General features: G+C 40.8%; 21 protein-coding genes. 13 read left to right on the forward strand and 8 right to left on the reverse strand.

Annotation, left to right across the window (positions count from 1 at the left end; genetic code table 11):
- Positions 1-40: 40 nt before the first annotated feature.
- Positions 41-2,248 (reverse strand): ribonuclease R family protein, encoded by a 2,208-nt coding sequence (locus G4P69_RS27265; RefSeq protein ID WP_208352526.1) that lies wholly within the window; start codon positions 2,246-2,248, stop codon positions 41-43.
- Positions 2,249-3,195: 947 nt separating this feature from the next.
- On the opposite strand from G4P69_RS27265, the gene G4P69_RS27270 reads away from it, so the two are divergent.
- The gene (locus G4P69_RS27270) at positions 3,196-3,984 is read left to right on the forward strand and encodes a hypothetical protein (protein ID WP_208341981.1); all 789 of its coding nucleotides are present in this window, start codon (positions 3,196-3,198) and stop codon (positions 3,982-3,984) included.
- Between the two features lie 132 nt (positions 3,985-4,116).
- On the opposite strand, the gene clpP is transcribed toward G4P69_RS27270, so the two are convergent.
- Positions 4,117-4,731, reverse strand: a complete 615-nt coding sequence (gene clpP / locus G4P69_RS27275) for an ATP-dependent Clp endopeptidase proteolytic subunit ClpP (RefSeq protein WP_208341937.1) — start codon at positions 4,729-4,731, stop codon at positions 4,117-4,119.
- Between the two features lie 352 nt (positions 4,732-5,083).
- Between clpP and G4P69_RS27280 the strand changes: the two genes are divergently transcribed.
- From G4P69_RS27280 to G4P69_RS27320, 10 genes are all read left to right on the forward strand, one after another.
- Positions 5,084-5,233, forward strand: coding sequence for a hypothetical protein (locus tag G4P69_RS27280; RefSeq protein ID WP_208341938.1), 150 nt, complete (start codon positions 5,084-5,086; stop codon positions 5,231-5,233).
- Between the two features lie 83 nt (positions 5,234-5,316).
- Complete coding sequence (locus G4P69_RS27285) at positions 5,317-7,416, forward strand: thioredoxin domain-containing protein (protein ID WP_208341939.1); 2,100 nt, start codon at positions 5,317-5,319, stop codon at positions 7,414-7,416.
- Positions 7,417-7,479: 63 nt separating this feature from the next.
- The gene (locus G4P69_RS27290) at positions 7,480-8,079 is read left to right on the forward strand and encodes a molybdenum cofactor guanylyltransferase (protein WP_208341940.1); all 600 of its coding nucleotides are present in this window, start codon (positions 7,480-7,482) and stop codon (positions 8,077-8,079) included.
- 158 nt (positions 8,080-8,237) lie between these two features.
- Entirely contained in the window at positions 8,238-8,489 is a 252-nt protein-coding gene (locus G4P69_RS27295) for a hypothetical protein (protein WP_208341941.1), read from the forward strand.
- 174 nt (positions 8,490-8,663) lie between these two features.
- A complete protein-coding gene (locus tag G4P69_RS39540; RefSeq protein WP_243902410.1) occupies positions 8,664-8,843 on the forward strand; it encodes a DUF6888 family protein in 180 nt (59 codons plus the stop codon).
- Positions 8,840-9,022 (forward strand): DUF6887 family protein, encoded by a 183-nt coding sequence (locus G4P69_RS27300; RefSeq protein ID WP_208341943.1) that lies wholly within the window; start codon positions 8,840-8,842, stop codon positions 9,020-9,022. The genes G4P69_RS39540 and G4P69_RS27300 overlap by 4 nt, the downstream gene beginning before the upstream one ends.
- A gap of 82 nt (positions 9,023-9,104) precedes the next feature.
- On the forward strand, positions 9,105-9,536 hold the full coding sequence (locus tag G4P69_RS27305; protein WP_208341952.1) for a PIN domain-containing protein: 432 nt from the start codon (positions 9,105-9,107) through the stop codon (positions 9,534-9,536).
- Positions 9,537-9,561: 25 nt separating this feature from the next.
- Entirely contained in the window at positions 9,562-9,771 is a 210-nt protein-coding gene (locus G4P69_RS27310) for a hypothetical protein (protein ID WP_208341954.1), read from the forward strand.
- A gap of 288 nt (positions 9,772-10,059) precedes the next feature.
- Complete coding sequence (locus G4P69_RS27315; protein ID WP_208341956.1) at positions 10,060-10,941, forward strand: RpnC/YadD family protein; 882 nt, start codon at positions 10,060-10,062, stop codon at positions 10,939-10,941.
- 394 nt (positions 10,942-11,335) lie between these two features.
- Entirely contained in the window at positions 11,336-12,697 is a 1,362-nt protein-coding gene (locus tag G4P69_RS27320) for an effector-associated domain EAD1-containing protein (protein WP_208341958.1), read from the forward strand.
- Positions 12,698-13,185: 488 nt separating this feature from the next.
- Here the strand turns inward: G4P69_RS27320 and G4P69_RS27325 are convergent, their stop codons facing one another.
- Positions 13,186-14,319, reverse strand: coding sequence for an FAD-dependent monooxygenase (locus G4P69_RS27325; protein WP_208341961.1), 1,134 nt, complete (start codon positions 14,317-14,319; stop codon positions 13,186-13,188).
- A gap of 172 nt (positions 14,320-14,491) precedes the next feature.
- Here G4P69_RS27325 and ilvN point away from each other — a divergent pair, with 172 nt between their 5' ends.
- Complete coding sequence (gene ilvN, locus G4P69_RS27330; protein WP_208341965.1) at positions 14,492-15,010, forward strand: acetolactate synthase small subunit; 519 nt, start codon at positions 14,492-14,494, stop codon at positions 15,008-15,010.
- On the opposite strand, the gene G4P69_RS27335 is transcribed toward ilvN, so the two are convergent.
- The 5 genes from G4P69_RS27335 to G4P69_RS27355 all read right to left on the reverse strand — a co-directional run bounded on the left by G4P69_RS27335 (position 15,007) and on the right by G4P69_RS27355 (position 22,076).
- Positions 15,007-17,190, reverse strand: a complete 2,184-nt coding sequence (locus tag G4P69_RS27335) for a GumC family protein (protein WP_208341966.1) — start codon at positions 17,188-17,190, stop codon at positions 15,007-15,009. The two genes, ilvN and G4P69_RS27335, sit on opposite strands and share 4 nt — an antisense overlap.
- Before the next feature lie 365 nt (positions 17,191-17,555).
- Complete coding sequence (locus G4P69_RS27340; RefSeq protein WP_208341968.1) at positions 17,556-18,938, reverse strand: polysaccharide biosynthesis/export family protein; 1,383 nt, start codon at positions 18,936-18,938, stop codon at positions 17,556-17,558.
- Positions 18,939-19,238: 300 nt separating this feature from the next.
- A complete protein-coding gene (locus G4P69_RS27345; protein ID WP_208341970.1) occupies positions 19,239-19,937 on the reverse strand; it encodes a cyanoexosortase B system-associated protein in 699 nt (232 codons plus the stop codon).
- 69 nt (positions 19,938-20,006) lie between these two features.
- Positions 20,007-20,906, reverse strand: a complete 900-nt coding sequence (crtB, locus tag G4P69_RS27350) for a cyanoexosortase B (RefSeq protein WP_208341972.1) — start codon at positions 20,904-20,906, stop codon at positions 20,007-20,009.
- Between the two features lie 12 nt (positions 20,907-20,918).
- The gene (locus G4P69_RS27355) at positions 20,919-22,076 is read right to left on the reverse strand and encodes a DegT/DnrJ/EryC1/StrS family aminotransferase (RefSeq protein WP_208341974.1); all 1,158 of its coding nucleotides are present in this window, start codon (positions 22,074-22,076) and stop codon (positions 20,919-20,921) included.
- Positions 22,077-22,763: 687 nt separating this feature from the next.
- On the opposite strand from G4P69_RS27355, the gene G4P69_RS27360 reads away from it, so the two are divergent.
- Positions 22,764-24,386, forward strand: coding sequence for a GAF domain-containing sensor histidine kinase (locus G4P69_RS27360; RefSeq protein ID WP_208341976.1), 1,623 nt, complete (start codon positions 22,764-22,766; stop codon positions 24,384-24,386).
- Positions 24,387-24,556: the final 170 nt, after the last annotated feature.

A 24,556-nucleotide genomic window follows, 5' to 3' on the forward strand; every position in this document is an offset into this window, starting at 1 on the left:
CGCCATCGCTACCAACGGTGAACAAATCACTTTGTTGAAGCTAGTAATCGACGCTTTTAACTTGGACAGCTACGCGATCGCCTAGTCGATAGGAAGCACGATTTTTACGACCGAAAAGTGCCTGTTGTCTTGCACGATACTCATACCAATCGTCTTTGAGAGAACTCACGTGTACTAATCCTTCCACCCTTAAAGGTATTCGTTGATTAGCACCTGTACCAGAATCCGGGAAAGGTACTTCAATTTCTACAAAGAACCCGTAAGATTGCACACCAGTAATAACACCAGTAAACACTTCACCGATCCGTTGTTTCATCAAAGAAGCTCTTTGTAACCCTGCCAGATCGGCTTCAGCCTCTTGAACTTCTTTTTCTCGGTCATTAAGCTGGACAATAACCCTCATCAAATCGCTTTGGAGTTCTTGTTGCAATTCTGGAGGGAGAACGTTCCAGTTAATTTCACCGTGAGAAGACGAGTGGCGAAGGTTGACACGTTCTTTTACACGGGTGTTACGGCGATCCCGTCCGTGTTCTATCAGTGTATAAAACACCCTTTGCATGAGCAAATCTGGGTAACGCCGCATAGGAGCAGCACAATGGGTATATTCTGCTAATGCTAAACCAAAGTGAGGGCCTTTTGTCGTACTGTAAGTAGCTTGCTTGAGGGTATTTTGTAACAAGTAAGTAAGAACTTGCTCAGATGGAGATTCTGCAAAAATGCCAGTTAATTGTTGATAATCAAGGGGATGTATCTCTGCTTCTGGATCCAGCGATAGCTCAACACCTAAACTAACTGCTAATTTCAACATTTCTTGAACATCTTCGGTATCAGGTGCTCCTTGGACTCGCCAAATAGCAGGAATGCCGAGAGCGCTCAAGTGATTTGCCATTAGTTGATTAGCCAGGAGTACAAACTCGGTTAATAACGAGTGTACAGGCAGCTCATTAACTACCACAGAGCCAAGAACCCCCTCATCATAGTAAGGATTTTGACTAGGTGGAAGATTAAGATGTAAACTGCCGCGTTCCAAGCGTAGTTGTTTCAACCCTGCCTGCAATATTTCTAGTTGTCGTACCAAACCCACCACTTCGCGGGGATAATCACTAGATTGGTGGGTGAGAATTGTTTCCGCTTCTTGTACGCTCAACTGCTGGTCTACGTTGATAACACTTGGTTGAATTTCCCAGTCTATGACTTCTCCTGAGTCGGAATCTATTGTAATTAGAAAGGAGAGAGTCAGGCGATCGCTTTTTGGTACAAGTGAACAGCGATCTGCTACAGTTTCTGGCAAAATTGGTAGCACTAAGTCTCCCAGATAAACTGTCCTACCTCGTTTGAGAGCTTCTCGATCAAGAGCTTCATCTGGTTGGACGTAGTGGGACACATCAGCAATGTGAAAACTTAACAGCCAATTTCCGTCTGCAGTTTTCTCCAAGCCGAAAGCATTTTCTACTATGTTGGACTTACCATTATTAGCGACTATAGTCAAGGTAAACTTTTGACGTAAATCTAGTCGATTTTTTAGGTCTGCTTTCAGGAGCTTTTTGGGTAACTTTGCAGCTGCTTCTTGCACATTCTCTGGGAAAGTGCGAGAGAGATCGTGCTTGCATGTTACCAAATCTATATCAGCAGCAGCTTCAGCATCACTCCCTAAGATTTGCACCACTCGACCAATTGGGGGATATTGTGCGAGTGGGTAACGCAAAACTTCTACGTGAGCGAGGTGGTCAATTGCATCAGATAAGTGAGCGTTGTTTACGAGGAGTTTAAGTTCAAACAGTAGGCGATCGTCTAACGGTACAGCGCGAAAGCCACTTTCTACCTGTTTTATCCGTGCCAGTAGAGTATGATTTGAGCGTTCTAGAATCAGCTTTACTTCTCCTTCGGGAGAGCGGCGACGGCTACCTTCTTTGAGAACTTTGACCAAAACACGATCCCCATTCCAAGCATTACTCAGATGGCTTTCGCGGATGTAAATATCCTCGGCTCCTTCCACATCTTGAATTGCGAAGCAAAAACCTTTACTAGAACAGCGCAGTTTTGCTTCAATCAGTCCTTCTTCTGTAACACGGCGGTACTTCCCCCGATCTTTGACCAAAACCCCGATTTTCTCAAGCACTTCCAAGGCTATGTGAAGTTTTTGTAAACAATCTTCATCTTCACAACCAAGTTTCTTTTCTAAGAGTTTACGGGCTACCAATTTATCATCGGTAAAATTGGCAAGGAGTGTAGCGATTGAAAATTCCATGCAGTGAACCGACCTTTGGTCAAAACATCATTTTTTGTTTGATCTGGTTCTTTGCTGTGTACCCTGATGACTTACAGACATTTAGTTGTAAACTAATTGCCCTAAGACAGGGCACTGCACGAACAATTCAAAGTCTATAAGGATAAAAATCCCTTCACGAAGCTAATCTCACAAAGTACACTTGGTATCGATTTTGACCTTCTAAGTTTTTATGCAACGGGTCTTTGAGAGGCTTTGTTCGCCGAACTCTCAATTACACTACCCGGGCATCACTTTTTGGGAAACCGCAAGTGTTTGATTGTCTAGAGTGAAGGTATTTTTACACCATGAGACTCTGAGTTTTACCTAGGAGAAACTGCCAACAGACCTAATCGACCCATATGTAGAATCGGTCACAACTAAGTCAGCAGCTTAACAAGCAGTGAGGATGAACCATTACTTCATTATTGTAGATTTAGAGCGTACTTCCAGAAAATAGTTCTGGATATCAATTTGGGTAACTAGTATAGCATTCTCGATTTGATCACTTAGAGTTAGATAACTAGAATAAGATCATAACCGAATGATCCGCTTGTTAAGGAGAAGGTAGGCACACGAGTAGAGAGAAAAAAGCTATCTTTGGACAACAGACCCCCAACAAAAAACTTTCAAAAAAGAAGGCGCAGCTAGTACTCGACTAGAGTTCCCCAGCTTGTAGACTAGGAGAGGAAGACTTCCCATAGGGTAGCACCTAGCTCCTCCTGAATCGTTTCTTAGTAAAGTTTTTAGCTTAAACAAAGTGCAAAGTCTCAATCCCTCTAAACAGAGAATAAAAAAGAATTCAGAATACAGGAGTCAGTAGTCAGAATACACATTCTCAAACGTTATCGCTCCTCGCAGCCATCTTTGTGCCACAAGCGATAGATAAGTACAGGCAATTTACTCAACTTACAATTGGTAACACTATTATGTTTGCTCAATTTCAGAGCTTGTATCCTCAAGGTAGCCTTATTTCTGAATTAGTGCAAATTGATCACGGAAAATATATAGTTCGAGCAAGCGTCCAAATTGAAGGTGTAACACGTGCTACTGGTATGGCAGCAGCAGAAACGTTAGAAGACGCAGAAGATCGAGCTAGGACTCGGGCACTCATGGTTTTGGGAATAACTAGTACAACACAGGAACCACCAGCATCTTCTTCAAAACCAATAACGCAGATTCAGCCCAACCCAAGGGTTGCTACAACAACTGAATTCAGTAATTCGTCTACATACTCGAGTAATGTTAACTCTTATTCACAAACAGAACCAAGGGTTTTTGTACCCTCAAGTAATGTTAATAGACAAGATGTAGAGCAGCACTTTCCTGTTATTAATAAGCAGCAGGAGCAATTAGACATTCGCGACGAAGATTTCAAGAGCATGTCTTTTAAGCAGCCTGAAAATAACCCTTTACCAGAAATTTCTCCTAGTAATGTCACCCCGTTCACGCCCCGCAGTCACGCTCCTCAAGAAGAGGTAGGAACTTCTACAACTAAGAAAAGCAAAAAGAGTGAACCGGTGGATCACTCAGATACAATCGCTAAAATTGATGTTGAAATGCAGCGCTTGAACTGGACTACAGAGCAAGGACGAGATTATCTCAAACAAGCTTACGGTAAGCGTGCTCGTAGTTTACTTAACCCAGAAGAGTTATTACATTTCCTCAGATATTTAGAAACCCAGCCAACACCACCAGATCCATCAGTAGGATTTTGAAATAGGCATGGGGCATGGGGCAGATAAACAGTTATCAGTTATCAGTTATCAGTCAAGGAGAATGTGTTTATCTTTGGGTTTAAGCCCTCTACCACACACCTTGATCACTGATAACTGTTCACTGTTCACTGATCACCCCTGCCCTACAACAGCCATAGGACGGCTGCCAGCAGAATGACGGTCAATCACTTGGTCGATCAAACCATATTCTTTGGCTTCATGAGGTGACATGAAAAAGTCCCTTTCAGTATCTTCAGCAATTTTGTCTAAAGGCTGACCAGTGTGTTCAGCTAAATACTCATTTAATCTTTCCTTGTGATAGAGAATTTCGCGAGCTTGAATTTCAATATCAGTTGCTTGTCCCTGCGCACCACCTAGAGGTTGGTGTATCATAATCCGAGAATGAGGTAAACTCATACGCTTACCTTTAGCTCCTGCGCTTAAGAGAAAAGCACCCATACTCGCTGCAAGCCCAGTGCAAATCGTACAAACGTCCGGACGGATATGCTTCATGGTGTCGAAAATACCCATTCCTGCCGTCACCGAACCACCAGGAGAGTTGATATACATATAAATATCTTTCTCCGGGTCTTCAGCATCTAAAAATAACAGCTGGGCGACAATTAAGTTAGCTACGTTGTCATCCACTGGTTGTCCCAAAAATAAGATACGCTCACGTAAAAGCCGTGAGTAAATATCAAAGGCGCGTTCGCCACGACCCGATTGTTCAATAACGATAGGAATCATGTAGCCTGCTTCGTAACGACTTTTATATATATTCTAATGATGACAGCTACTGCTCGTTTTGCCCAACTGTCTGTGTAGCCGTCTGTCAAGCGAAATAATGGTGGCTTTAGCTTAAAACTCTGAACACGGGGATTTTTTTAGTAAAAATTTATATTGTTTAAATCTCTACATAAAGAAACGCGACTTATTGAAATTTTATTAAAGTCTAGTAACTAAGCCAGCATTTCTACTATTCAATTTCCGGAAAAGAATTACTCCAAAGAGTAGAACTAGATATAACGTTGGTTAATATACATCTATAGTACGGTTGAAAAAATCCACTATAAAGATACCAAAAAGAGAGGAGTACGTCATGCCAGAAAAACTTTTACAAGCTGCAATCATTACCTTCTTACTTTACGTAATCGCAGGTCTTAGCCCAGTAACTAGAATTCAGACACACAGTGCATCAACTACAGACACAACATCACCTGCTAGGGTACTACTGAGCGCTCGCCAATAGAAGTTGGGGGGTTTCAATTAGTCTGTCTACATTCCAGTATTTGACGGTAGACTTAGCAAGGAAGGTAATACCTGCATCGAATCATGACTAATCGCCTTGCTGAAGCTAAGAGTCTCTACCTGCGCAAACACGCTCTCAATCCGATTGATTGGTGGTACTGGTGCGACGAAGCGATCGCAACCGCAAAGGCGCAGAATAAACCAATATTTCTTTCAATTGGTTATTCCAGCTGCCATTGGTGTACTGTTATGGAAGGAGAGGCTTTTTCGGATCCGGCTATCGCCGAGTATATGAACTCAAACTTTCTTCCTATTAAGGTGGATAGGGAAGAAAGACCAGACCTTGATAGCATTTATATGCAGGCTTTGCAAATGATGAGTGGTCAAGGAGGTTGGCCGTTAAATATCTTTCTTTCTCCAGAAGATTTAGTGCCCTTTTATGCTGGAACATACTTTCCAGTTGAACCACGGTACGGGCGTCCAGGTTTTTTGCAAGTACTGACAGCACTTCGTCATTACTACGATACAGAAAAAGAAGATCTCCGCGAACGTAAAGCAGCAGTTCTTGAATCGCTCCTCTCCTCTTCAGTGTTACAGCAAGATACTGTAACAGAGTCTCAAGACAATGAATTACTGCGGCAAGGCTGGGAGACTAGTACTGGGATCATTACACCAGACCAATATAACAACAGATTTCCAATGATCCCCTATGCGGAATTAGTACTGCGTTTATCTAGGTTCGCTTTCCCAAGTTCTAATGGAAATCAAGCATTGAAGTATGATAGTAAGCAAGTTTGTATACAGCGAGGGCTAGACTTAGTACTGGGTGGTATTTATGACCATGTGGGCGGAGGCTTTCATCGGTACACTGTTGACCCGACCTGGACAGTACCCCACTTTGAAAAGATGCTGTACGATAACGGTCAGATCGTTGAGTATCTAACTTCTTTATGGAGTGCAGGAGTTCAAGAACCAGCTATTGAAAGAGCGATCGCTCTTACTGTTCAATGGCTCAAGCGAGAAATGACTGCGGACTCTGGCTACTTCTATGCTGCGCAAGACGCTGATAGTTTTACAACTTCAGCAGATGTAGAACCAGAAGAAGGAGCATTCTACGTTTGGAGTTATAGCGAATTAGAGCAACTGCTTACGTCTAGTGAACTAGCAGAACTGCAAGAACAGTTTACGGTAACGCCCGAAGGAAACTTTGAACAAAAGAATGTTTTGCAAAGACGCCATCAAGGAGAACTGAGCGAAACTCTGGAAAAAACCCTTTCCAAGCTGTTTGTCGCCCGTTATGGCATAACACCAGATTCGGCAACTTTCCCCCCCGCCCGTAACAATGAAGAAGCAAAAAGCAGCAATTGGCAGGGACGTATTCCTCCAGTAACCGATACAAAAATGATTGTTGGTTGGAATAGTTTGATGATATCTGGTTTAGCAAAAGCTTATGGAGTATTCAGACAACCAGAGTATTTGCAGTTAGCATCCCAAGCAGCAAACTTTATCTTAAATAATCAGTTTGTAAATGGGCGGTTTTACCGGCTTAATTATGAAGGTGAAGCAACTGTGCTAGCACAGTCTGAAGATTACGCCTTTTTTATCAAGGCACTATTAGATTTACACCAAGCTTCACTGCTAACGAAAAATGAGGAAAAACCAATTTCTTCTCACTGGCTAGACAAGGCGATCGCTATCCAAGAGGAATTTGACGAATTTCTATGGAGCGTGGAATTGGGTGGTTACTTTAATACAGCAAGTGATGCAAGCCAAGATTTAATTGTACGGGAACGTAGTTATCTGGATAATGCCACCCCTTCAGCTAATGGAGTCGCGATCGCCAACCTTGTTCGTCTTACCCTTCTAACTGACAATCTTCATTATTTAGATTTAGCCGAAAAAGGATTAAATGCTTTTAGAAGTGTGATGAATCGGTTTCCCCAAGCTTGTCCAAGTTTGTTTACAGCCTTAGATTGGTATCGAAACTCTACCCAGATTCGCACCACAACTGAGCAAATAAACTCCCTCATAACCCGGTACTTGCCTACTGTTATGTTTGTAGAAGTATCTAATGTACCAGAAGGTCATATTGGCTTAGTTTGCCAAGGCTTGAAGTGTCTTCCAGCACCGGATACTTTAGAACAACTGTTGCAGCAAGTCGAGCAAAGTCAAATGCGAGGGTAAATGATCCCTTTAACTGCAATCGTTTTAGCAGTATGCCCCATGCCCCATGCCCATAAAATATAAATGATCCCTTTAACTGCAATTGTGTTAGCAGGGGGTAAGAGTTCTCGTATGGGTCGAGACAAAGCCTTGATTCTCATTGAAGGTTTACCCCTGTTACAATTAGTCTGTCGTGTTGCTGGATCTTGTGCTGACACTGTCTATATCGTCACTCCCTGGCAGGAACGATATGAACACTTGATACTCCCAAAAAGCCAATTTATCCAAGAAGTTGCTTTATCTGTTGAACCTGAGCAAAAACTGTCATCTCATGGACCAATAGTTGGATTTGCTCAGGGATTGGCGCACGTACAAACAGAATGGGTATTGCTGCTAGCTTGCGATCTACCTAAGTTGCGAGTAGCGGTCTTGCAAGATTGGAAAGCTGAACTTGATACTGTAGAGGATGACGTGATCGCCGCTTTGGTTTATCACGTTAAAGGCTGGGAACCTTTGTGCGGTTTCTATCGCCGTCGTTGTTTACCAACATTATTGGAGTATATTAACCAAGGAGGGCGATCGTTTCAAGAGTGGCTTAAGCAACATCCAGTGAAAGTGTTGCCTTTAGCAGATCCAGAAATGCTTTTGAACTGTAATACTCCAGAAGATTTACCAAGCTTGTAGGCGATCGTATGAATGTTTTGGGCTTAGGGGGTTTCCTGTAACCTTCAATCCAAGGTACGACATCGTACAACTAAATATCAACTATGTATGCCAACATATGACAAAAGCTCAGAAAACAGGTTTATATTTGGATTAGAGTGTCATAACGAGTTGCCGCGATGTCTGAACAACGTATGAAAGCAGATGACAGAATTATTTTTCGGATTAACAGTTCCGAGAAAAACGCCTTTATGGCAAAGGTTGCTAAGGAGGGGAGAAAACCGTCCGAGGTGTTGATAGATTTGGTAAGGAAATATGTACAAGAGTCAAGTCAAACACTAGATTTAGAAGAGATAAAGCAAAGACTAGAACAACATGAAACTAAACTGTCTCTTTTGGAAGAAAAACTCTTGGGGGAATCAGCAGCCTGAGAGATGAAAACGAGTCTCTCAGGCTATGGCGCAGTCGTGTTTTGGATACGGTCAAAGAAAAACCCGCCCAGCATTAAGCGGGTTTTGTTTTTTGTTCTTGATTTTGTATGACTTTTTCTCAATATGTCGTACAATAAAAAATATCTTGATTGTTTTAATTTTTTCAATCTTGAGATGCAAGAACCGACAGCGGAACAATTAAAGGCGTTTTATCGCAGGTGTGTAAGAGCAAGCAACTTACTTCAACCCATCAACGTAGTACGTTTAGATGAAAGGACAAAGCGTATCTACGTTCTCATCGGAGACACAATACAAATAGAAATCTATCCAAACGGAGAGGTTACATTTCCATGACAAGCTCTAACTATCAGGCAATGTCTGACGCTGAACTAAGAGACTGGGTTCGCTATCATCCAGAGGACACAGAAGCTTTTCACGTCTTAATGGACAGATTAGATCAGCGCCCAAAAGTGGTTTGTCGTACAGACGAAGAGTTTGACTTTGAACTACGAAAGCGAATAGGTCAAAAATAATTACGACCCCTGTTGTTGGTTTAACGAGTAGACAGCAGGGTATAAGAAGTAACTTTCGGTTTTTAGTTGTTAGGTAAGCAAGTTGAAAGTATATTTAGATACTAGCGCCCTCAATCGGATTTTTGACGATCAGTCTCAGGCACGAATTTATATAGAAGCCACCTCTATGCAAATTATTTTTCTGTTGGTTGAAAGTAGGGCGGTGGAACTGATTTCCTCAGACGCTCTGGTATTTGAAACCGATAGAAATCCTTATAGTGACCGCCAAAACTTTGTACGCCTTGTTCTCCAAAAAGCTAGCTACTTTCAGTCTATAGACCAGAACGTAATTACAATTGCCCAGCACATTGAGGCTCACGATAAAATCAAGGGAGTAGACGCATTACATCTTGCTTGTGCTGAAGTTGCACTTGCAGACTGTTTCGTTACTTGTGATGATCAAATGATTAAGAGGTACAGTGGCACGGTAGCAATTAAAACTCCGACCGAGTTGGCTGTGACAATAATAAGTTGAGAAAATTAGGAGATACACCATTATTATGAATAAAGCACTATCTGTGCCCAAGGGCGATGATGTTAGATGTGAAGCGATAAGTGCGTTGATTAAAAGTTTGGGAATTGGCAAAGCTGCTTTCTTTATCCGAGAAACGATGTCGCAACCTGTCGATTATTTGAAGGTGAAAGAACAGCTGTTTGGGAATATGACGGTTGCTGACATTTGTAGCGAAATTCAACGCAATCAGCCTTGATGACTTTCAAATTAGTCATGGAACATTTGGAGACTTTATTACTAGAAGGGGTAAATCTGGAAGTGTAACCCCTTTACCCGAGCAAGATTGGGATGATATTCGTCAAGAAGTACGGGCAAAGCTTCAGCAGCAGAAAGATTCAAACAAAAATAGGTAATGTTTCAATTTTTTTAATAAAAGCTTCGCACGTACCTCAAAACTTGCCCTGTAACGAAATTGATGGTTTGATGTTTTGATAATTACCATCTGTATCATGACTTGCACTCACGCAGTGCTGTTACTTTGACCATGCCAAAACCCGCCGATGTTAGTACAAAACGCCTAATTAGCCTCGCACCCGACAATTGGGTAAAATGGGTGACACAAATTCCAGATATCGTGGCAGGCGAAATCCTTAACTCAGAGTTTCAATGGATCAGCCGAGAAAGTGATGTACTCATTCGCGCTGAAAGTCCAACTTGCGGAAAATTTCTTGTTCTAAACGAACTACAACTGCGATATAAATCCGAAATGCCAAGGCGGATGCGCGCTTATGCTGGACTCGCAGAAGAAAAATATAAATTACCAATTTATCCTGTACTAATTAACATTCTTAAAGCAGGTGAGGCAGAAATACCCACGCAATACTTCTCCAGCATTGCAGGATTGGAAGCACGCCAAGATTACCGCGTCATTAACTTATGGGAAGTTGATGTCAATATTGCCTTCTCTCAAACCCTACCATCGTTACTTCCGTTTGTGCCGATACTTAAAGGAGGTGAAGACGAATCTATAATTCGAGAAGCATTGCGCTTATTGCAAGCCGATGAACAATTAAACCAACTAGAAACAGTTTTAGCATTTTTTGCTACGTTTGTATTAGATAGCGCATTAGTTCGACAAATTATGAGGTGGGATATGACAGTATTGCGCGAGTCACCTTGGTATCAAGAAATTCTCCGCGAAGGGGAAATACTTGGTGAGCGACGAGGAGAAGAACGTGGTGAAGAACGTGGTGAACGTCGAGGAATCATTTCTAGTATTGAAATGACTCTGGAGATCAAATTCGGCAGTGATGGCTTACAATTAATGCCGCAAATTGAGCAAATTTCGGATTTGTCAAGTCTAAAAGCTATTCTCGGGAGTGCGATCGCGGCAACTACACTTGAAGAAGTACAACGATTGCTCTAAATTTTTCTTTCAATCCACTACCCAAATTTAAGGGATTGTCATTGAAGAAAGGACTTTTTTTGTCATCAGAACGATAGCAATTTCAGTAAAGTTAAGGCTATAAGCAGAATGAATCATTCCCTTGAAGAGTCAGAAGAGAATGCAATACTGCTCGGTTAAGAGCCGGGAAATAAATTTCCCAGATCAAAGCTGAAACCCATTAATGGGTTAAAAGATTACCCAGTGAGCTAAAAGCTCACTTTAGCTATTAGCCCGAACTTCAGTTCAGGTCGAATTTTCGGGGAAAACGTACGCAGTATTGGGAGAGAATGAGGTTCAGGCGTTTGCGAAGTATAATAGCCTGGAGCCTACGATAACAATTCCCAACTTATTCCAGCTTCTATGAATAACTTGTATGAAAAATATGAGATTATCGGGCAGCCAGCGTCAACAACTACAAGATGCTTTGATTAACGCTTTTCCGACTCCAACATCCCTAGAGCAGATGTTGTCATTTGGATTAAATAAAAATTTAAGAGAGATTGCAGGCGAAGGGAATTTACATGATATTGTCTTTAAATTAATACAAGCAGCAGAGGCTCAAGGATGGGTTGAAAATTTAGTTCGTGCTGCGTGTAGCACAAACTCTGGGAACTCATGCTTGAAAGTTATTGCCGAAGAATTGTTGACAAATTCTTATTCAGAGGCACCTACTGTTTTACAACCTAACATTTCTTCAGCTAGCAGCAATAAGAGGAAATCACTTACGGACACTAATCAACCAATTCAAAGGATTTCTCAAAAAAGGATAGAAGGTGAGCAATCTTCCCAATCCAAAAAGAGTCAAGATGATATTAAAACCACACAGTTACCAAATTTACCAAACAAAAAATTATGGCTCCAACTTGCGGTTATACCTTCAGGTGGAGTATTAGCCTTACTTATCTTAGGATTATTCTTTGAACCTTTAAGAATTTCCTTAATAAGAATTCCAGTTATAAGCACTATTTTTGATTATCTACGTTATTCAGTAAATTCTTGTAGCAGTTATCTAGTATGTGTCGATGACAAGGTTGAAGCAATATTTCAAAAAGCTTTCCCTAAGGAAGACGAGAAGTTCCTTAGAGATAGAGTTTTTGAATACAGAAAGGCTGTGAATAGAAATCCTAAAGATGCTGATGCGTTGACTAATTTAGGAGAAGCATTCAGACTCTTAGGTAAACCAGAAGAATCTCTGAAATTTCATCAAAAAGCATTAGAAATTGACTCTCATCTAGAACCTGCACTGATTGGGTTAGTGAAAACCAAAATGGACTTGAATAACTTTACAGAAGCAAATGAAGAAAACGAAAAAATCCTTCAAATCAACCCTAAAAATTCCATGGCTTTAAAATTAAAATCAGAATTATCTAATATTGCTAAACTAGAAGAAAGATTTTTATGTGCTACTGTTAATGGAGTAACAACCACAATTTATAGCGATCTAAGAATAAAGAAGCGATTAATACAATGGATTTCTAACACCTATTCCCAAGAAGAACAATGTCAAGAATTTGCTGGAAGGGCAAATATGATATTGCAAGGACAGGGACAATTTTACGCAACCACAGGGAGAATGAATAATCAACCTATAATTTGTGCAACAAATTTTAAAAGAAGCGGCTGCACGGCTTTACTTTTGACTGTCAAGCAAGATAAAGATGCTGAAGCTATTACAAGTCAACTTCTAGAGTTGGTTAGCCCAGATGTTAATAATACTTCTCCAATCCGTCTTTAAGCAACTATAATAGTCTTTGATTAAACTTACAATTTAATTTTTCTGATTCTACCGCTCCCTTTATCGGCACAATAGTCTTGAATTCTTGAATTCACCATTGTTAATGACGATGGTCATTTATGTGAGCTTATAGTCTTATACTAAAACACTTATACACAAAGGTATCTAGCCATTTTTCGCTTATACGCTAAAACAAACGGCAATATTATCCTTCCACCGACAAATACACGACTTTCACGTTGCATTTGCAACGATGCTTTGAGGGGGTTTTGAACACCGTTGTTGTTGTTATGAAATAAAAATATTGAGATCGAGATAATAGCAGAAACTTGTAAGTTGCTCATTTGATAATTCACGTGGCTAAAGGTCGGTGATTATCGTCGTCAGCTAGCATGACATTTTATGCCATTATCTAAGTAAAATAGTACGAGAGTACGAGAGTACGAGAGTACGAGAGTACGAGAGTAGGGATGAAAAGTATTAAGCAATTAAGCCCTGTAAGCATGAAGGGATTTAAAGCTATTTTGAATGGCTGGTTTCATCAGCTTCATGAATGTTTCTCGTAGTGCGATCGCAAAACTGCTCTCAAATCGCCCCATTTGCGCAGCTTGCAAAGATTGTTGAACGATCGCCTTTGTCCGCTCAAACCGCTGTGATTCGTACTGTTGGAAAGCTACCGCAGGATCTGAATGTGTAAGCAAACACTTAGTAATAACTAGCGCATCTTCTAACGCCATGCAAGCACCTTGTCCTAATGTTGGTAGTGTCGGGTGAGCAGCATCACCTAGCAGGGTAACGTTTTGCTTACCCCAAGGTCGAACAGGTATGCGGTCATAAAGATCAGTCTTGAGGATATTTGCTTGATCTGTCGCTGCAATCAAATCAGGAATAGATCTGTGCCAATCTTTAAAACGTTCCTGAATTTGACTTTTTTGCTCTACTCCTACATCAGTTTGTTCGTGGTTTCTTTTGGCTGCTGCGTACCAATACATACGCCCTTTACCAATCGTTACAAATCCAAAGCCTCCACCAGAACCTATAAATTCAGTGATATAGCCGGGACGATAAGTACTAGGAATGTAATCTGTCAAACCTCGCCAGGTAGTAAAACCACGATAGATTGGTTGGCTATCACCAAACAGTGCTGCTCTTACCTGCGACCTAAGACCATCAGCACCGATCAAAGCATCGCCCTCACAGGTTTTACCTGAACTAAAATGAGCAATAATTTTATCTTCGTTCTGTTCAAATTGCTCAAAGGTTTGGCCTAAAACAAGCTGTTCGCTTGACAAGTTGCGCCATAACAACGTGTGCAAATCAGCACGATGGATGCACACAGCAGGAACCTCGAAGTGGTCGAGAGATATATTTACTAATTCCTCACCGTGTTTAGAGTTAAATTGATAATTCGTAACGACGTCACTTTCGCGCAATACGTCTGACAACACACCTAAATTTTTCAAGACGTGAGTAGCATTAGCCCAAAGAGCAATTCCTGCACCTGCTTCTCGTAAGTTTTCTTTTCGCTCGTAAACAATAGCTTCAAACCCAGCACGATGAAGAGCGATCGCAGTTGCTGCGCCACCAATTCCACCACCAATAATGACAATTTTCTTAGCCATCTTCGTCGTTAAATATGGTTTGGGCTATGAAGAAACCTCAAAACCGGGACGCCCCAATATCTAAATTCTACTCCGGACATCTTGCCCTCGTTATATTAATTAGTTCATAATAATTGACTAAACTTGATAATTAGCAGTACGTCTAGTGCAGCCGTGATGCTGCTAGCCTTAGATGAAACATACTCTTTCTGTACTTGTAGAAGATGAAGCGGGTGTTCTGTCCCGTATTTCTGGTTTATTTGCTCGTCGCGGTTTTAATATCGAGAGCCTTGCGGTTGGTCCTGCTGAGCAGTCTGGAATTTCTCGCATAACAATGGTTGTGCCTGGTGACGATCGCGTGATCGAGCAACTCACCAAACAGTTATACAAGCTCATAAATGTCCTCAAGGTACAGGACATTACTGAGACTCCTTGCGTAGAGAGAGAATTGATGTTACTTAAGGTAAATGCTACAAGTAGCAATCGCTCAGAAATTGTTGAACTGTCACAAATTTTCCGAGCGCGAGTGGTAGATGTGGCGGAAGATTCTCTAACCCTCGAAGTCGTGGGAGATCCTGGTAAATTGGTGGCGATTGTGCAGGTTCTGCAAAAGTTCGGTCTTAAGGAAATAGCTCGAACTGGGAAAATAGCCTTAACTCGCGAGTCGGGTGTAAATACCGAGTTGCTCAAATCTTTAGAAGCAAAGGTTTAACTTCTTCTTGCTCTAGCTGATAGTTCTTCTTCCTCTGGTGGAAAGTCTGATATTGGTTCTGTGTGATGAGGCACAGGAACATCGATATCAGCACCATTGATAATTGCGCCCAACAAGCCGAGTTCTGATTCAACCAATTGATCAATAACTTCAGCTAGCAAGTTTTCTTGTGTGTAGTTAGGTCGCGTCGTTAGGACGATACCATCAGCGTAAGGTTGAACTAACAAAGGATCGTTAGATAAACTCAACGCTGTTGTATCTAAGATTACTAAATCATAGCGCTCACGAACATCTTCCATGAGGCGTCGCAGTTCGCTTGATTCTAGAATAGCGGCTGATTGACGCACTGGCCCAGGGCTAGGGATAATGTATAAATTTTCTACGTCAGGAACTAAGCGGATACATTCGCTTAAACTACCGTAGTAACGCAAAGGCTCAATAGCAGTATCTTGTTCAGGAGTAACGTTTAGATAGGAGGCGTGGGAGGGCGATCGCAAATCTGTTTCGATAATCAAAGTTCGTTTTCCAGCACGAGCAGAAGCTATGCCTAAGTTATAAGCACTTGCGGTTTTTCCTTCAGAACTGCTAGTGCTAGTAATTAACACGACCTTGAGGGTATTACCACCAATACGGCGTAAATTACTACGGAACTTCTCATAATATTCTAAATACGGAGAGTCAACAGAAAGGACTACCGGAATTGCTTCTTTATCCAAACTATCAAGCGGTATCAAAGGTATTTCTCCTAATAGAGCAACTTCCCGTTGCTTTAAGCTGTCGCGTATATCCTCGCGGGTTTTGAAAGTTCCTTCGAGTGAACCCAATAAAAAGATAACTCCAGCACCAACCAATAAACCCAAGAAGCCACCTACACCTAAAGTAATAAACATATTCTTAGGTTTCTTAGTGTTTGGCAGAATTGTCGAAGATCTTGCAACACTGAGGCTACTAACAGTTTCCGTCTCCGCTGTTTTAGCATCTGTTAGCTTTGCTTGTATTTGATCATAGAGATTTTTTTTGAGTAAAACCTGTTGTTCTAAACGCGATCGCTCAAGTTGCTTATTAGGGATTTGAGAATATTCTCGTCGTAATCTCGCCTCATCTCTTTCTAGATCAACTAGCTGATGTTGTAATGTTTGTTGCTGAGTTTGCAAAGCCACCATCTGGTTTGCAAGTTGCTGACGTGCTGGGTCTAAGTTACTTCTTGCGCGGATACTTTTAACAGTACCAGGCAGAGGAGCCGTTCCATCTTCACCTCCTACTACCTCAACTCCACGTTCTCGCAGTAATCGCTCATAAGCATCTTTCTGGCGTTGTAATTGAATCATAGTTGGATGATCAGGACGTAAATCTTTCCTGAGAACCTCCATTTGAGATTCAACTTGGTAAATTTGTGTTCGTAAACTAGCAAGAATTGGATCAGCACTCAAAGCAGAAGAAGCGTAAGCTTGGTTAACATTTAACCCCAACTTTTCTTGTAAACTGCGAATTTGAGCATCAATTCCAGCAAGTGTTAGTTTTATTTGCCGTTGCTGAACCTGGCTACCAGTAACAGCACTCAATAATGAACCATTTTCAGCAGCTAGTATTGCTGGTCGTTCTGTGCGATCGTACTTTTCTAATTTTTGTTCCGCAGCTTGCAGTTCTTTTTTTGCAGCTGGTAGCCTCTCACTAATTTTCTGAATAATTGTTTTCAATCGCCTAGTATTAATATCATCACTCAACTTGATCATGGTTTGCATCAAATCTTGCAATGTTTCTTGTGAGCGGCTGCGTTCAGTATCTTTATATTTTAGTTCAATAAATGCAGCGCTTAAGCTACCTCCACCTGTTTTAGCATCGGCATTCTTAGGCTTTTCAGGGATTGTAATGGAAAGATTTTCAACAATCTTCTTTGGAGGGACATTAACTTTCGCAGCTACTGTTTCAATGACTTGGTTTGATAGTAAGATATCCTCATTTAATTCCTGCCCTTGCTGCTGAATTTCAGTCCCAGTTGCTGAAAAAGAAACAGGCGGACGGGAGTAAGCAAGTGCGCCGCTAGCTATGTAGCTAGGAGATGGTTCTGGTTGTAAAGCCACCACTGTTGAACCCGCTACAACTAAAGCAAAACTGCCTAATCCAATCCACTTGTACTTCTCGAAAGCAATAAGATAACGTTTAACAATTGGTGGAGTCATGGCAAAGTATGGATAAAAACTCTTAAAAAGAACACCGACTGTAGAAAACAGAATATATCACAATAATAAATAACTTCTAGTGAAGCTAGTCTTTGCAAAACAGGAGTTCCTCATTGTTGGAAAAAACATGTTGTTTGCTTGCTACTAGAGTTCCGGTCAAGAAATAATGGTTGAAAACATGGCCCAGTTTTAGTCACCTATTGTACTTGTTTATAGTCCGTCCAATTCTGACAAAAGTCCATACTGATAGAGCCTAGATTACTTCAAGTACAAAGACTTGACCGGTGCTTTAGAGGTTTGTTCTCTAGAATCTAAGTAGCTTAATCTTAGTAGTTCAATTTATTCAGAAACTCAGAGAAAGATCATTATGGGAAGTTCCCATTAAAAATATCAAAGAACCGAATGAAACTCTCAATATTATAAAAAGGTTGGGTGATAAGGCTAATGGCATTAGTAATTTTACCAATTAAGTTACGACCAACAACTATCACATCATTGTCTTGAAGTGGGACATTTTGAGATAAATCTCCTTGCAAAGCCTTTTTCGCATTGATTTTTTGTGTGACTGCTTTACCACGTTCTGGATCAAAGCGAACAAGAGCGACCCCACTGAGGTTGGTAGTGTCAAGATTAATTCCTGTTAAAGCATCTATGAAAGTACTACCATTGGGCAAAGGAAGCGTAACGAGTCCACCTGCTGCATAATTTAACACTCTAATTCTAATCTGTGGAGCAGCTAAAGTTGACCGGCTGACTAAATTACGGTCATAGTTATCACCTGTAGCTATTTCACGACGAGGTATAACGATCGCATCACCATCTTGCAAGCGTAAATTAGGAATTTCGCCAGCATTCTGTAACGGAGTATACAGATCGATCTTTTGTGAAACGATAGAACCATCAATCAACTTCCGACGGACTTCTACATGTCGCAGATCTGCCGCATTCGTAGAACCGCCAGCTAACACGAGTGCATCACCAACACGCGGCGATGACGAGTTAATAGGATAAATTCCAGGTTTCGAGACTTCTCCGCTAACGGTGATTTGAACTGGTCGCTGTCCTATTAATGAGACTGCTATAATGTCTTGCTCAACCAATATTTTGCTGAGGGACAAGCGAATTTTTTCTTGTGCTTCTTCTAAAGTTAAGCCTTGTAGAGACACTACTCCTACTTGCGGTACTGTAATATTACCTTCAGGGTTTATTTGGGCTTGAAAATTCAATTCCGGACGCTGTAATACCAACGAGAGAGACACAATCGGATCAATTACATAGCGATTTAAGCCGGTGCGAATTTTTTCTTGAGCTTGTTGTAGACTTAAACCTTTTAGCGACACTGTTCCTAACAGTGGCACTGTAATATTACCTTCTGGATTAATTTGGGCTTGAAAGCTCAAATCTGGAAAGCGCTGAACTGTAACACCAATCGCGTCTCCTGGTCCTAAAAGGTAGCGTCCAGGAGGGCGCTGAACTGTAACACCAATCGCGTCTCCTGGTCCTAAGAGGTACCGTCCTAGCTGTGGTGTTCCTTGGGAACCACTAGGTGTAATTTCTGTACCAGGGGGAGGTGCAGGAGGTTTTACTGGTGACTGAAAGTAAGCTGGTGGCGGGGGTGGAGACAATGGAGATTGCCTTGGAGCTTGTCGCTTAAGCTGTACCGACTGAGCAACAACGGGTTGGATAGCTGTTGCTAGGAAAACACTGACTTGAAGACTGGCAACACACAAGGTGCTGAGTGCACGCATATCACATCGAACAGTATAAAAATTAACCCAGTGACGCTGCTATATGAATTTTGAGCGCCGAGAGGTTATTTTACAATAATCAAAGGTGAAAGCCTACGAAAAAGAGGGTCATTGATGAAACCTGTCGCTAAAAAGTATTGCTGCAAGTAAGGTGTTGAACAATTCTTCTCTGTACGGCCAATGGGTAAACAACCCGATCTATGCGTACTCTATAAAATCAAGATTACCGTGCTTAAGTAAAGAACCCGATTACTTTAGAATCGGGAGTATTGAATCAACGAAAAGCTGTGCTTATATTTTTCACAAAAAATTTTCCTCCAATGTAGTATGTACGCTTTTCCCAAGAGACTCAGCTTGCTGCCAAGATGTTTCTACCTTTCCAAAAGGCTCCATTGGAATAAGAATGCTAACAGCAACCCAAGAAGCACGTTGCTGACGCCACTGTGCCAATTGATCTGCTAAAAACCACGGTAAAGGAGATGGATTTCCACCATTTGGCCAAGCATACCATTGTAATACTGCGAAGGTTTGCTGTTTTGTGGAAGCACGAAAGAATCTAGCTTTTATAGGAGTTTCAGTATTTGATTTTGATGCCTTGACATGAAATTCAGCCAGCCGTTCTTGAGCAACATTCCACTGTCCCCAGCTGTTAATTTCCGTCCATTCCACTTGGGGTTGGTCTTTAGGCCCATTTTGTGGTAACAAAAGCACTATAGCTTGGGTTTTAGGAACTTGTTTTTCAATGATTTGGTATGACCATTTATGACCACCAATCATTTCCTCTCTTTGTGCAACATTTTGCCAACCAGGAAGAGACAATCCATTGGCACGTATCTGTTTTAACTTCTTGAGGTTAATTATACGTGGCGGTTCTTGCCATTGCCAGTGTCCTGATAGATATCCTGGGAGTGCCCCCATTACTAGTAGTAGCAGTAATAACAACAGAACGATTACCTGGGGAAATTGGTATTCCTTGAAAAACTTGGGAAAGGGAATCATTGATAAAGTCTACAGTACTTAATCAAAAGTATACTTTGATAACTACTACTATAAGTGGAGAAAATTCAATTAATTTTCTCTTTCAGGATCAACTTGTATACGAGTTTCCGAGAAATGTTTATCAATCAAATTGAGAATAGGTACCAGTAAAAGAAGCATTATGGATGAGTAGAGTTCACCACCCCAACCTTCGTGTAGCCAATGAAAAGCTGCGTCACGACCTGTACCATGGAAGAAGGTAAGTAAAGTGTTACGCAAAATATTGGAACTAATGCTAACTAGGACTGCAAGAACTAAAAACCAAAGACTATTACGACGGGACGACAAAACGCCTGTCCAGTAAAGCAACATCAGCCCTACGTAGAGAGTAGTAAACATCATTTTCAGCCCTGCACAATAGGGCGCAACTTCGACAATCCGCCCCCCTGTATATAAATTTATCCCATCGACGGTTACATTAATCCCAAACTGAGTCAGTATAAAAGCGACAGTACCAGCAATAAAACTTTGGAGGGGTAAAGTGTAAGGAGCAATTAAGTAAGGTATTGCTGTAGGAGTTGCTAAAAGTACTAAAAGTAAGGGGAACCCTTGTAATTTTAAGCCAGCAATTCCTTTAAACCATAAGCACAATCCAGTCAGTATCATAGGTAAAGAAAGGTTAACCCATTCACTGACTCCACTCAGATAGCAAACCCCCCCTAACAGCAAAAACGCAGCACCTAGGAAATTGTTAGCATCAGGTAGCCGTCGCCACTTTTTTCGGTTAGTCCAGCTTATATAAGCCGCAAATGGTAAACCAATAATACCGTGGCTAAAATATTCGTGTTCTGTACTGATAGTGTTTTTGTGAATCCAGCCCTCTACCCAGAACATCACGACAGGTGCATAAAGCAGCACCAGAACACTTAAAATGGCTAAACCTAATAATTGTGGAGCTTTTGTATTTTTAAGCTGGCGCTGAATTAGCATTTCTGAATTAACCTAAATATACAATAACTTATTTTGCTGTTCACTCAGGTGGAATGAGATGGCAGCAACAACTTCTTTAACTTGACTATTGGTCAAACCTGGATACATAGGTAACGATAAAATTTCATCAGCTAGCTTTTCAGCATGAGGAAAGTCTCCAGGTTGATAACCTAAAGTAGCGAATGCTGGCTGAAGATGACAAGGAAGTGGGTAGTGAATACCAGTTTGGATTCCTGCATCTGCCAATAGTTTTTGAAGCGCTTGGCGTTTTAGCCCGCAAGATTCTTTAACCTTGATGACATAGAGGTGATAGACATGTCCATCATTGCTTTGGTTTTGTATGGGAATAATTCCACTTGATGCTAGAGGTGCTAGTTCTGTATCGTATTGACGGGCAATTTTCAAACGTTCTCGATTCCAAGAAGTTAAGTATGGTAGTTTAGAGAGCAATATTGCTGCTTGTAATGTGTCTAAGCGGCTATTAGTACCAAATTCCACATGAAAATATTTTTGGGATGCACCATAATTCCGCAAGCATCTAAGCTTTTCTGCTATATCTGGATCTCGTGTGACAACCATTCCCCCGTCCCCATATGCCCCTAAATTTTTGCTTGGGTAAAAACTAAAGGCTGCTGCTATACCTACTGAACCTGCCCAATATCCATCTCTTTGGGCTAAATGTGCTTGTGCTGCATCTTCAAATATTAGTACTTTATGAGTCTTAGCAAAGTCTAATAGTTTTGTTGGCGATACCATCTGACCATAAAGATGCACCGGAATAATTGCTTTCGTTCTTGGTGTCACTGCCTGTGCTGCTGCATCGAGATCAATTAAAGCTGTTTGAGCATCACAATCAACCAAAATTGGTTTAGCCCCAGTGCGTAACACAGCAATAAGGGTTGCTACAAACGTATTTGCTGGCAATATTACTTCATCTCCGGGTTGAATATTGCACGCTTGTAAACCGAGAACAATCGCATCTGTTCCTGAAGCAACACCAATACCATGTGTTGTTCCACATGCAGCAGCAAACGCTACTTCAAAATCTTTTAGAGCCTGCCCTAAAACAAAATCTCCCTTGTCCAAAACACCTTGAATGGCCTGTTGTAGTTGGTTTTCAATTGGTTTACACTGTAACTTAAGATCTACAAAAGGAATTTTAATATTCATTTTCTTGATTGAGTAAATATGGGTAACAATTAAATTGCAAAACAGTATTTATAACAAGATAATATATTTTTAAGTTAATCCAAAAAAAATAGGAAATATTGCTTATAAAGATTTAATGAAAATATTATTAAATTTAGACATATTTAAATATTGCAGTATTTTTACTGATTAAAAAAAAACTATTATCGGATATAATATAATTTGCGACACAAATGTATAAAGCTGAGTAGCTTGATTTTTTTATTATTTGCATTTTTATTTTTCGGAAAATAATTGTATAGACGTATTTTTAGATCTATAAAGCTTGAGTACACAAGCATAAAAGGTTTTATTTGAAAATACAAATATTAGTCTATTACAAGAATAAGAATCTTTAAAACAAGAAACTCAAGCAAGATTTCCCCATTAGTCATTCTTGCTTCCAGCAGAACTCTGGAAAAGGGATTTTACAAAAATAAGAGTCTCTAAGAAAAGTAACTAGAAAGAGGCTCACTACATAGTGTGACTAATATTACACGAACTGGGATAGTAGTTAAATACTGACACGTATTTATATAAAAGTAAAAATTTTTCTTGTAATTCTGTTTATCTGTGATGAAATTGGGGAATGCTTAAGGATAGCAAATAGCCAGCAGATGATGGTTATATAAATTACAGTATCAAGTAATTATCGAGGTAGCGGTGGCAATGGTAGAGCCTGAAAACAAATTGTTTGCCCTAAAAGATGGTTGGACTTCCCAAGAAACGAGAGAAAGACAACGTCTGAATGCATTATCAGAATTGGGGTTGCGTCAAACCGAGACGATTCCTGTCTTTGAAGAAGCTACTCAGACTGCTGCCCACTTTTTGGAAGCACCAATTTCCATTTTGGGATTCATAGATCAAGAGCGTCACTGGTTTAAATCGGCAGTGGGCTTATCTAGATTAGGATTAATGAATCAATTAGCACAAAGTCGTTACCTGTTGCGCCAAGAATCTTTTTGCACTCAGGTAGTAGATACTTGCCAAGTACTTGTGATTAACGATACAAAAATTGTTGCTAGCGCAGAGCTTTCTGGTTGCAAGTTAGTGAACGAGTATGGTATCCGTGCTTACTTAGGAGTACCACTTATCGATGCTTCCGGTCATTGTTTAGGTGCATTAGCTGTGATGGATCTAGAACCACGCAACTTTAAAACTAGAGACATTGAGTTTTTACAAATCCTAGCTCGCTGGAGTATGAGTGAATTTGAACGCAACCGACTCGTACAAATCGTCTCGAATAACAGTAATTCTAGTTGGTCACATCGCGATGCTAGTATCAATGAACTCAGAATTAGATCTGAAATCCCGTTAGAACGACAGATCGACTCGGTAGAGGTTGATACTGAACCTACTCTTGAGAATCATTATTCTAACTTTACAGGATCTAGGTCGCAAAAAGATCCAGTGCCTACTAACCAGTTGAAACTTGAACTTTTGGAACAGTTAACTCAGGAATTGCGTACTCCGTTAACATCAATATTAGGTATGGCAAGTGTCTTAGGGCGCGAAATTTATGGTCCTTTGACAATTAAGCAGAGAGAATATTTGGAGATTATCCAACACAGTGGTCGGTATTTACTTTCCTTGGCTAACGAAATTGCTGAGCTTGGTGTTTTACACGAAAATATAGCTACGTTGAACCTAGCTCCTATTGATATTGAGATGCTCTGTCAACAAGCGATAAATACCCTAGAAGAAGCTGCTAACCGTCGGGAGCAAGATATTCGCCTTTCTATAGAGCCAGGACGCACTCGTATTTGGACTTTAGATAAAGACAAGGTGAGGCAAATGCTCTATCACTTAATTTTCAGTGTAATCCAACTTTCTGCTACAGGTAGCATCGTTCGCATTCATGTCTCTTACAAAGACGATCTGCTTAACATTACTGTTTGGGTATCTCATCCTTGGTTAGGAGATGGTATAACTGAAGTCGATCCTTGTTTTCGTCTCAAAACTCTTCCAAGACATGAACTTGGAGGCGATAGTTCTCTTTATAATATTCATTCAGAAAACCAGGAGCATACAGGTAATTTACAAGTATCACTACAAACACCAAAACACTTAAATATGTTTGACTCAGAGCTTCCTATTGTTGGTTCCAGTAAGAATTCAGGTAAACCACAAGGAGATCTTTCGCGTGAAACCTTGGGTTTGATGCTTAGTTGCCAACTAGCAGAACTGCACAAGGGAAAAATTACAATCCAAGGTTCTCCCGTCTCAGGATACCGTTATGTGGTAAGTTTACCGTTGCATTTAGAAACACCGCAAGAATTTAGCAATGTGTAGTTTAATAAAAAGCGTATCCTTCAAAAAAATACTACTAAAAAAGCCTGATTAAATTGCCTTTACCGAAAGCCTACCTTCGGAGGAAGAGACACAAAGACAAAGAAAGACTTCTCCCTGAAGTGCGATCGCCTTTAGCCACGCAAAAGAATTTGCAGGGAGATCCAACGCCC

The sequence above is a fragment of the Aetokthonos hydrillicola CCALA 1050 genome (assembly GCF_017591665.1).
Lineage (GTDB): Bacteria > Cyanobacteriota > Cyanobacteriia > Cyanobacteriales > Nostocaceae > Aetokthonos > Aetokthonos hydrillicola.

What these genes read in the sequence shown, in the direction of transcription:
- ilvN (WP_208341965.1), top strand. Translation starts at nt 14,492, where the DNA reads ATGAAACATACTCTTTCTGTACTTGTAGAAGATGAAGCGGGTGTTCTG.
- G4P69_RS27270 (WP_208341981.1), top strand. Translation starts at nt 3,196, where the DNA reads ATGTTTGCTCAATTTCAGAGCTTGTATCCTCAAGGTAGCCTTATTTCT.
- G4P69_RS27265 (WP_208352526.1), bottom strand. Translation starts at nt 2,248, where the DNA reads ATGGAATTTTCAATCGCTACACTCCTTGCCAATTTTACCGATGATAAA.
- G4P69_RS27280 (WP_208341938.1), top strand. Translation starts at nt 5,084, where the DNA reads ATGCCAGAAAAACTTTTACAAGCTGCAATCATTACCTTCTTACTTTAC.
- G4P69_RS27325 (WP_208341961.1), bottom strand. Translation starts at nt 14,319, where the DNA reads ATGGCTAAGAAAATTGTCATTATTGGTGGTGGAATTGGTGGCGCAGCA.
- G4P69_RS27360 (WP_208341976.1), top strand. Translation starts at nt 22,764, where the DNA reads ATGGTAGAGCCTGAAAACAAATTGTTTGCCCTAAAAGATGGTTGGACT.
- crtB (WP_208341972.1), bottom strand. Translation starts at nt 20,906, where the DNA reads ATGCTAATTCAGCGCCAGCTTAAAAATACAAAAGCTCCACAATTATTA.
- clpP (WP_208341937.1), bottom strand. Translation starts at nt 4,731, where the DNA reads ATGATTCCTATCGTTATTGAACAATCGGGTCGTGGCGAACGCGCCTTT.
- G4P69_RS27300 (WP_208341943.1), top strand. Translation starts at nt 8,840, where the DNA reads ATGACAAGCTCTAACTATCAGGCAATGTCTGACGCTGAACTAAGAGAC.
- G4P69_RS27310 (WP_208341954.1), top strand. Translation starts at nt 9,562, where the DNA reads ATGAATAAAGCACTATCTGTGCCCAAGGGCGATGATGTTAGATGTGAA.
- G4P69_RS27345 (WP_208341970.1), bottom strand. Translation starts at nt 19,937, where the DNA reads ATGATTCCCTTTCCCAAGTTTTTCAAGGAATACCAATTTCCCCAGGTA.
- G4P69_RS27290 (WP_208341940.1), top strand. Translation starts at nt 7,480, where the DNA reads ATGATCCCTTTAACTGCAATTGTGTTAGCAGGGGGTAAGAGTTCTCGT.
- G4P69_RS27355 (WP_208341974.1), bottom strand. Translation starts at nt 22,076, where the DNA reads ATGAATATTAAAATTCCTTTTGTAGATCTTAAGTTACAGTGTAAACCA.
- G4P69_RS27315 (WP_208341956.1), top strand. Translation starts at nt 10,060, where the DNA reads ATGCCAAAACCCGCCGATGTTAGTACAAAACGCCTAATTAGCCTCGCA.
- G4P69_RS27295 (WP_208341941.1), top strand. Translation starts at nt 8,238, where the DNA reads ATGTCTGAACAACGTATGAAAGCAGATGACAGAATTATTTTTCGGATT.
- G4P69_RS39540 (WP_243902410.1), top strand. Translation starts at nt 8,664, where the DNA reads ATGCAAGAACCGACAGCGGAACAATTAAAGGCGTTTTATCGCAGGTGT.
- G4P69_RS27340 (WP_208341968.1), bottom strand. Translation starts at nt 18,938, where the DNA reads ATGCGTGCACTCAGCACCTTGTGTGTTGCCAGTCTTCAAGTCAGTGTT.
- G4P69_RS27285 (WP_208341939.1), top strand. Translation starts at nt 5,317, where the DNA reads ATGACTAATCGCCTTGCTGAAGCTAAGAGTCTCTACCTGCGCAAACAC.
- G4P69_RS27320 (WP_208341958.1), top strand. Translation starts at nt 11,336, where the DNA reads ATGAAAAATATGAGATTATCGGGCAGCCAGCGTCAACAACTACAAGAT.
- G4P69_RS27335 (WP_208341966.1), bottom strand. Translation starts at nt 17,190, where the DNA reads ATGACTCCACCAATTGTTAAACGTTATCTTATTGCTTTCGAGAAGTAC.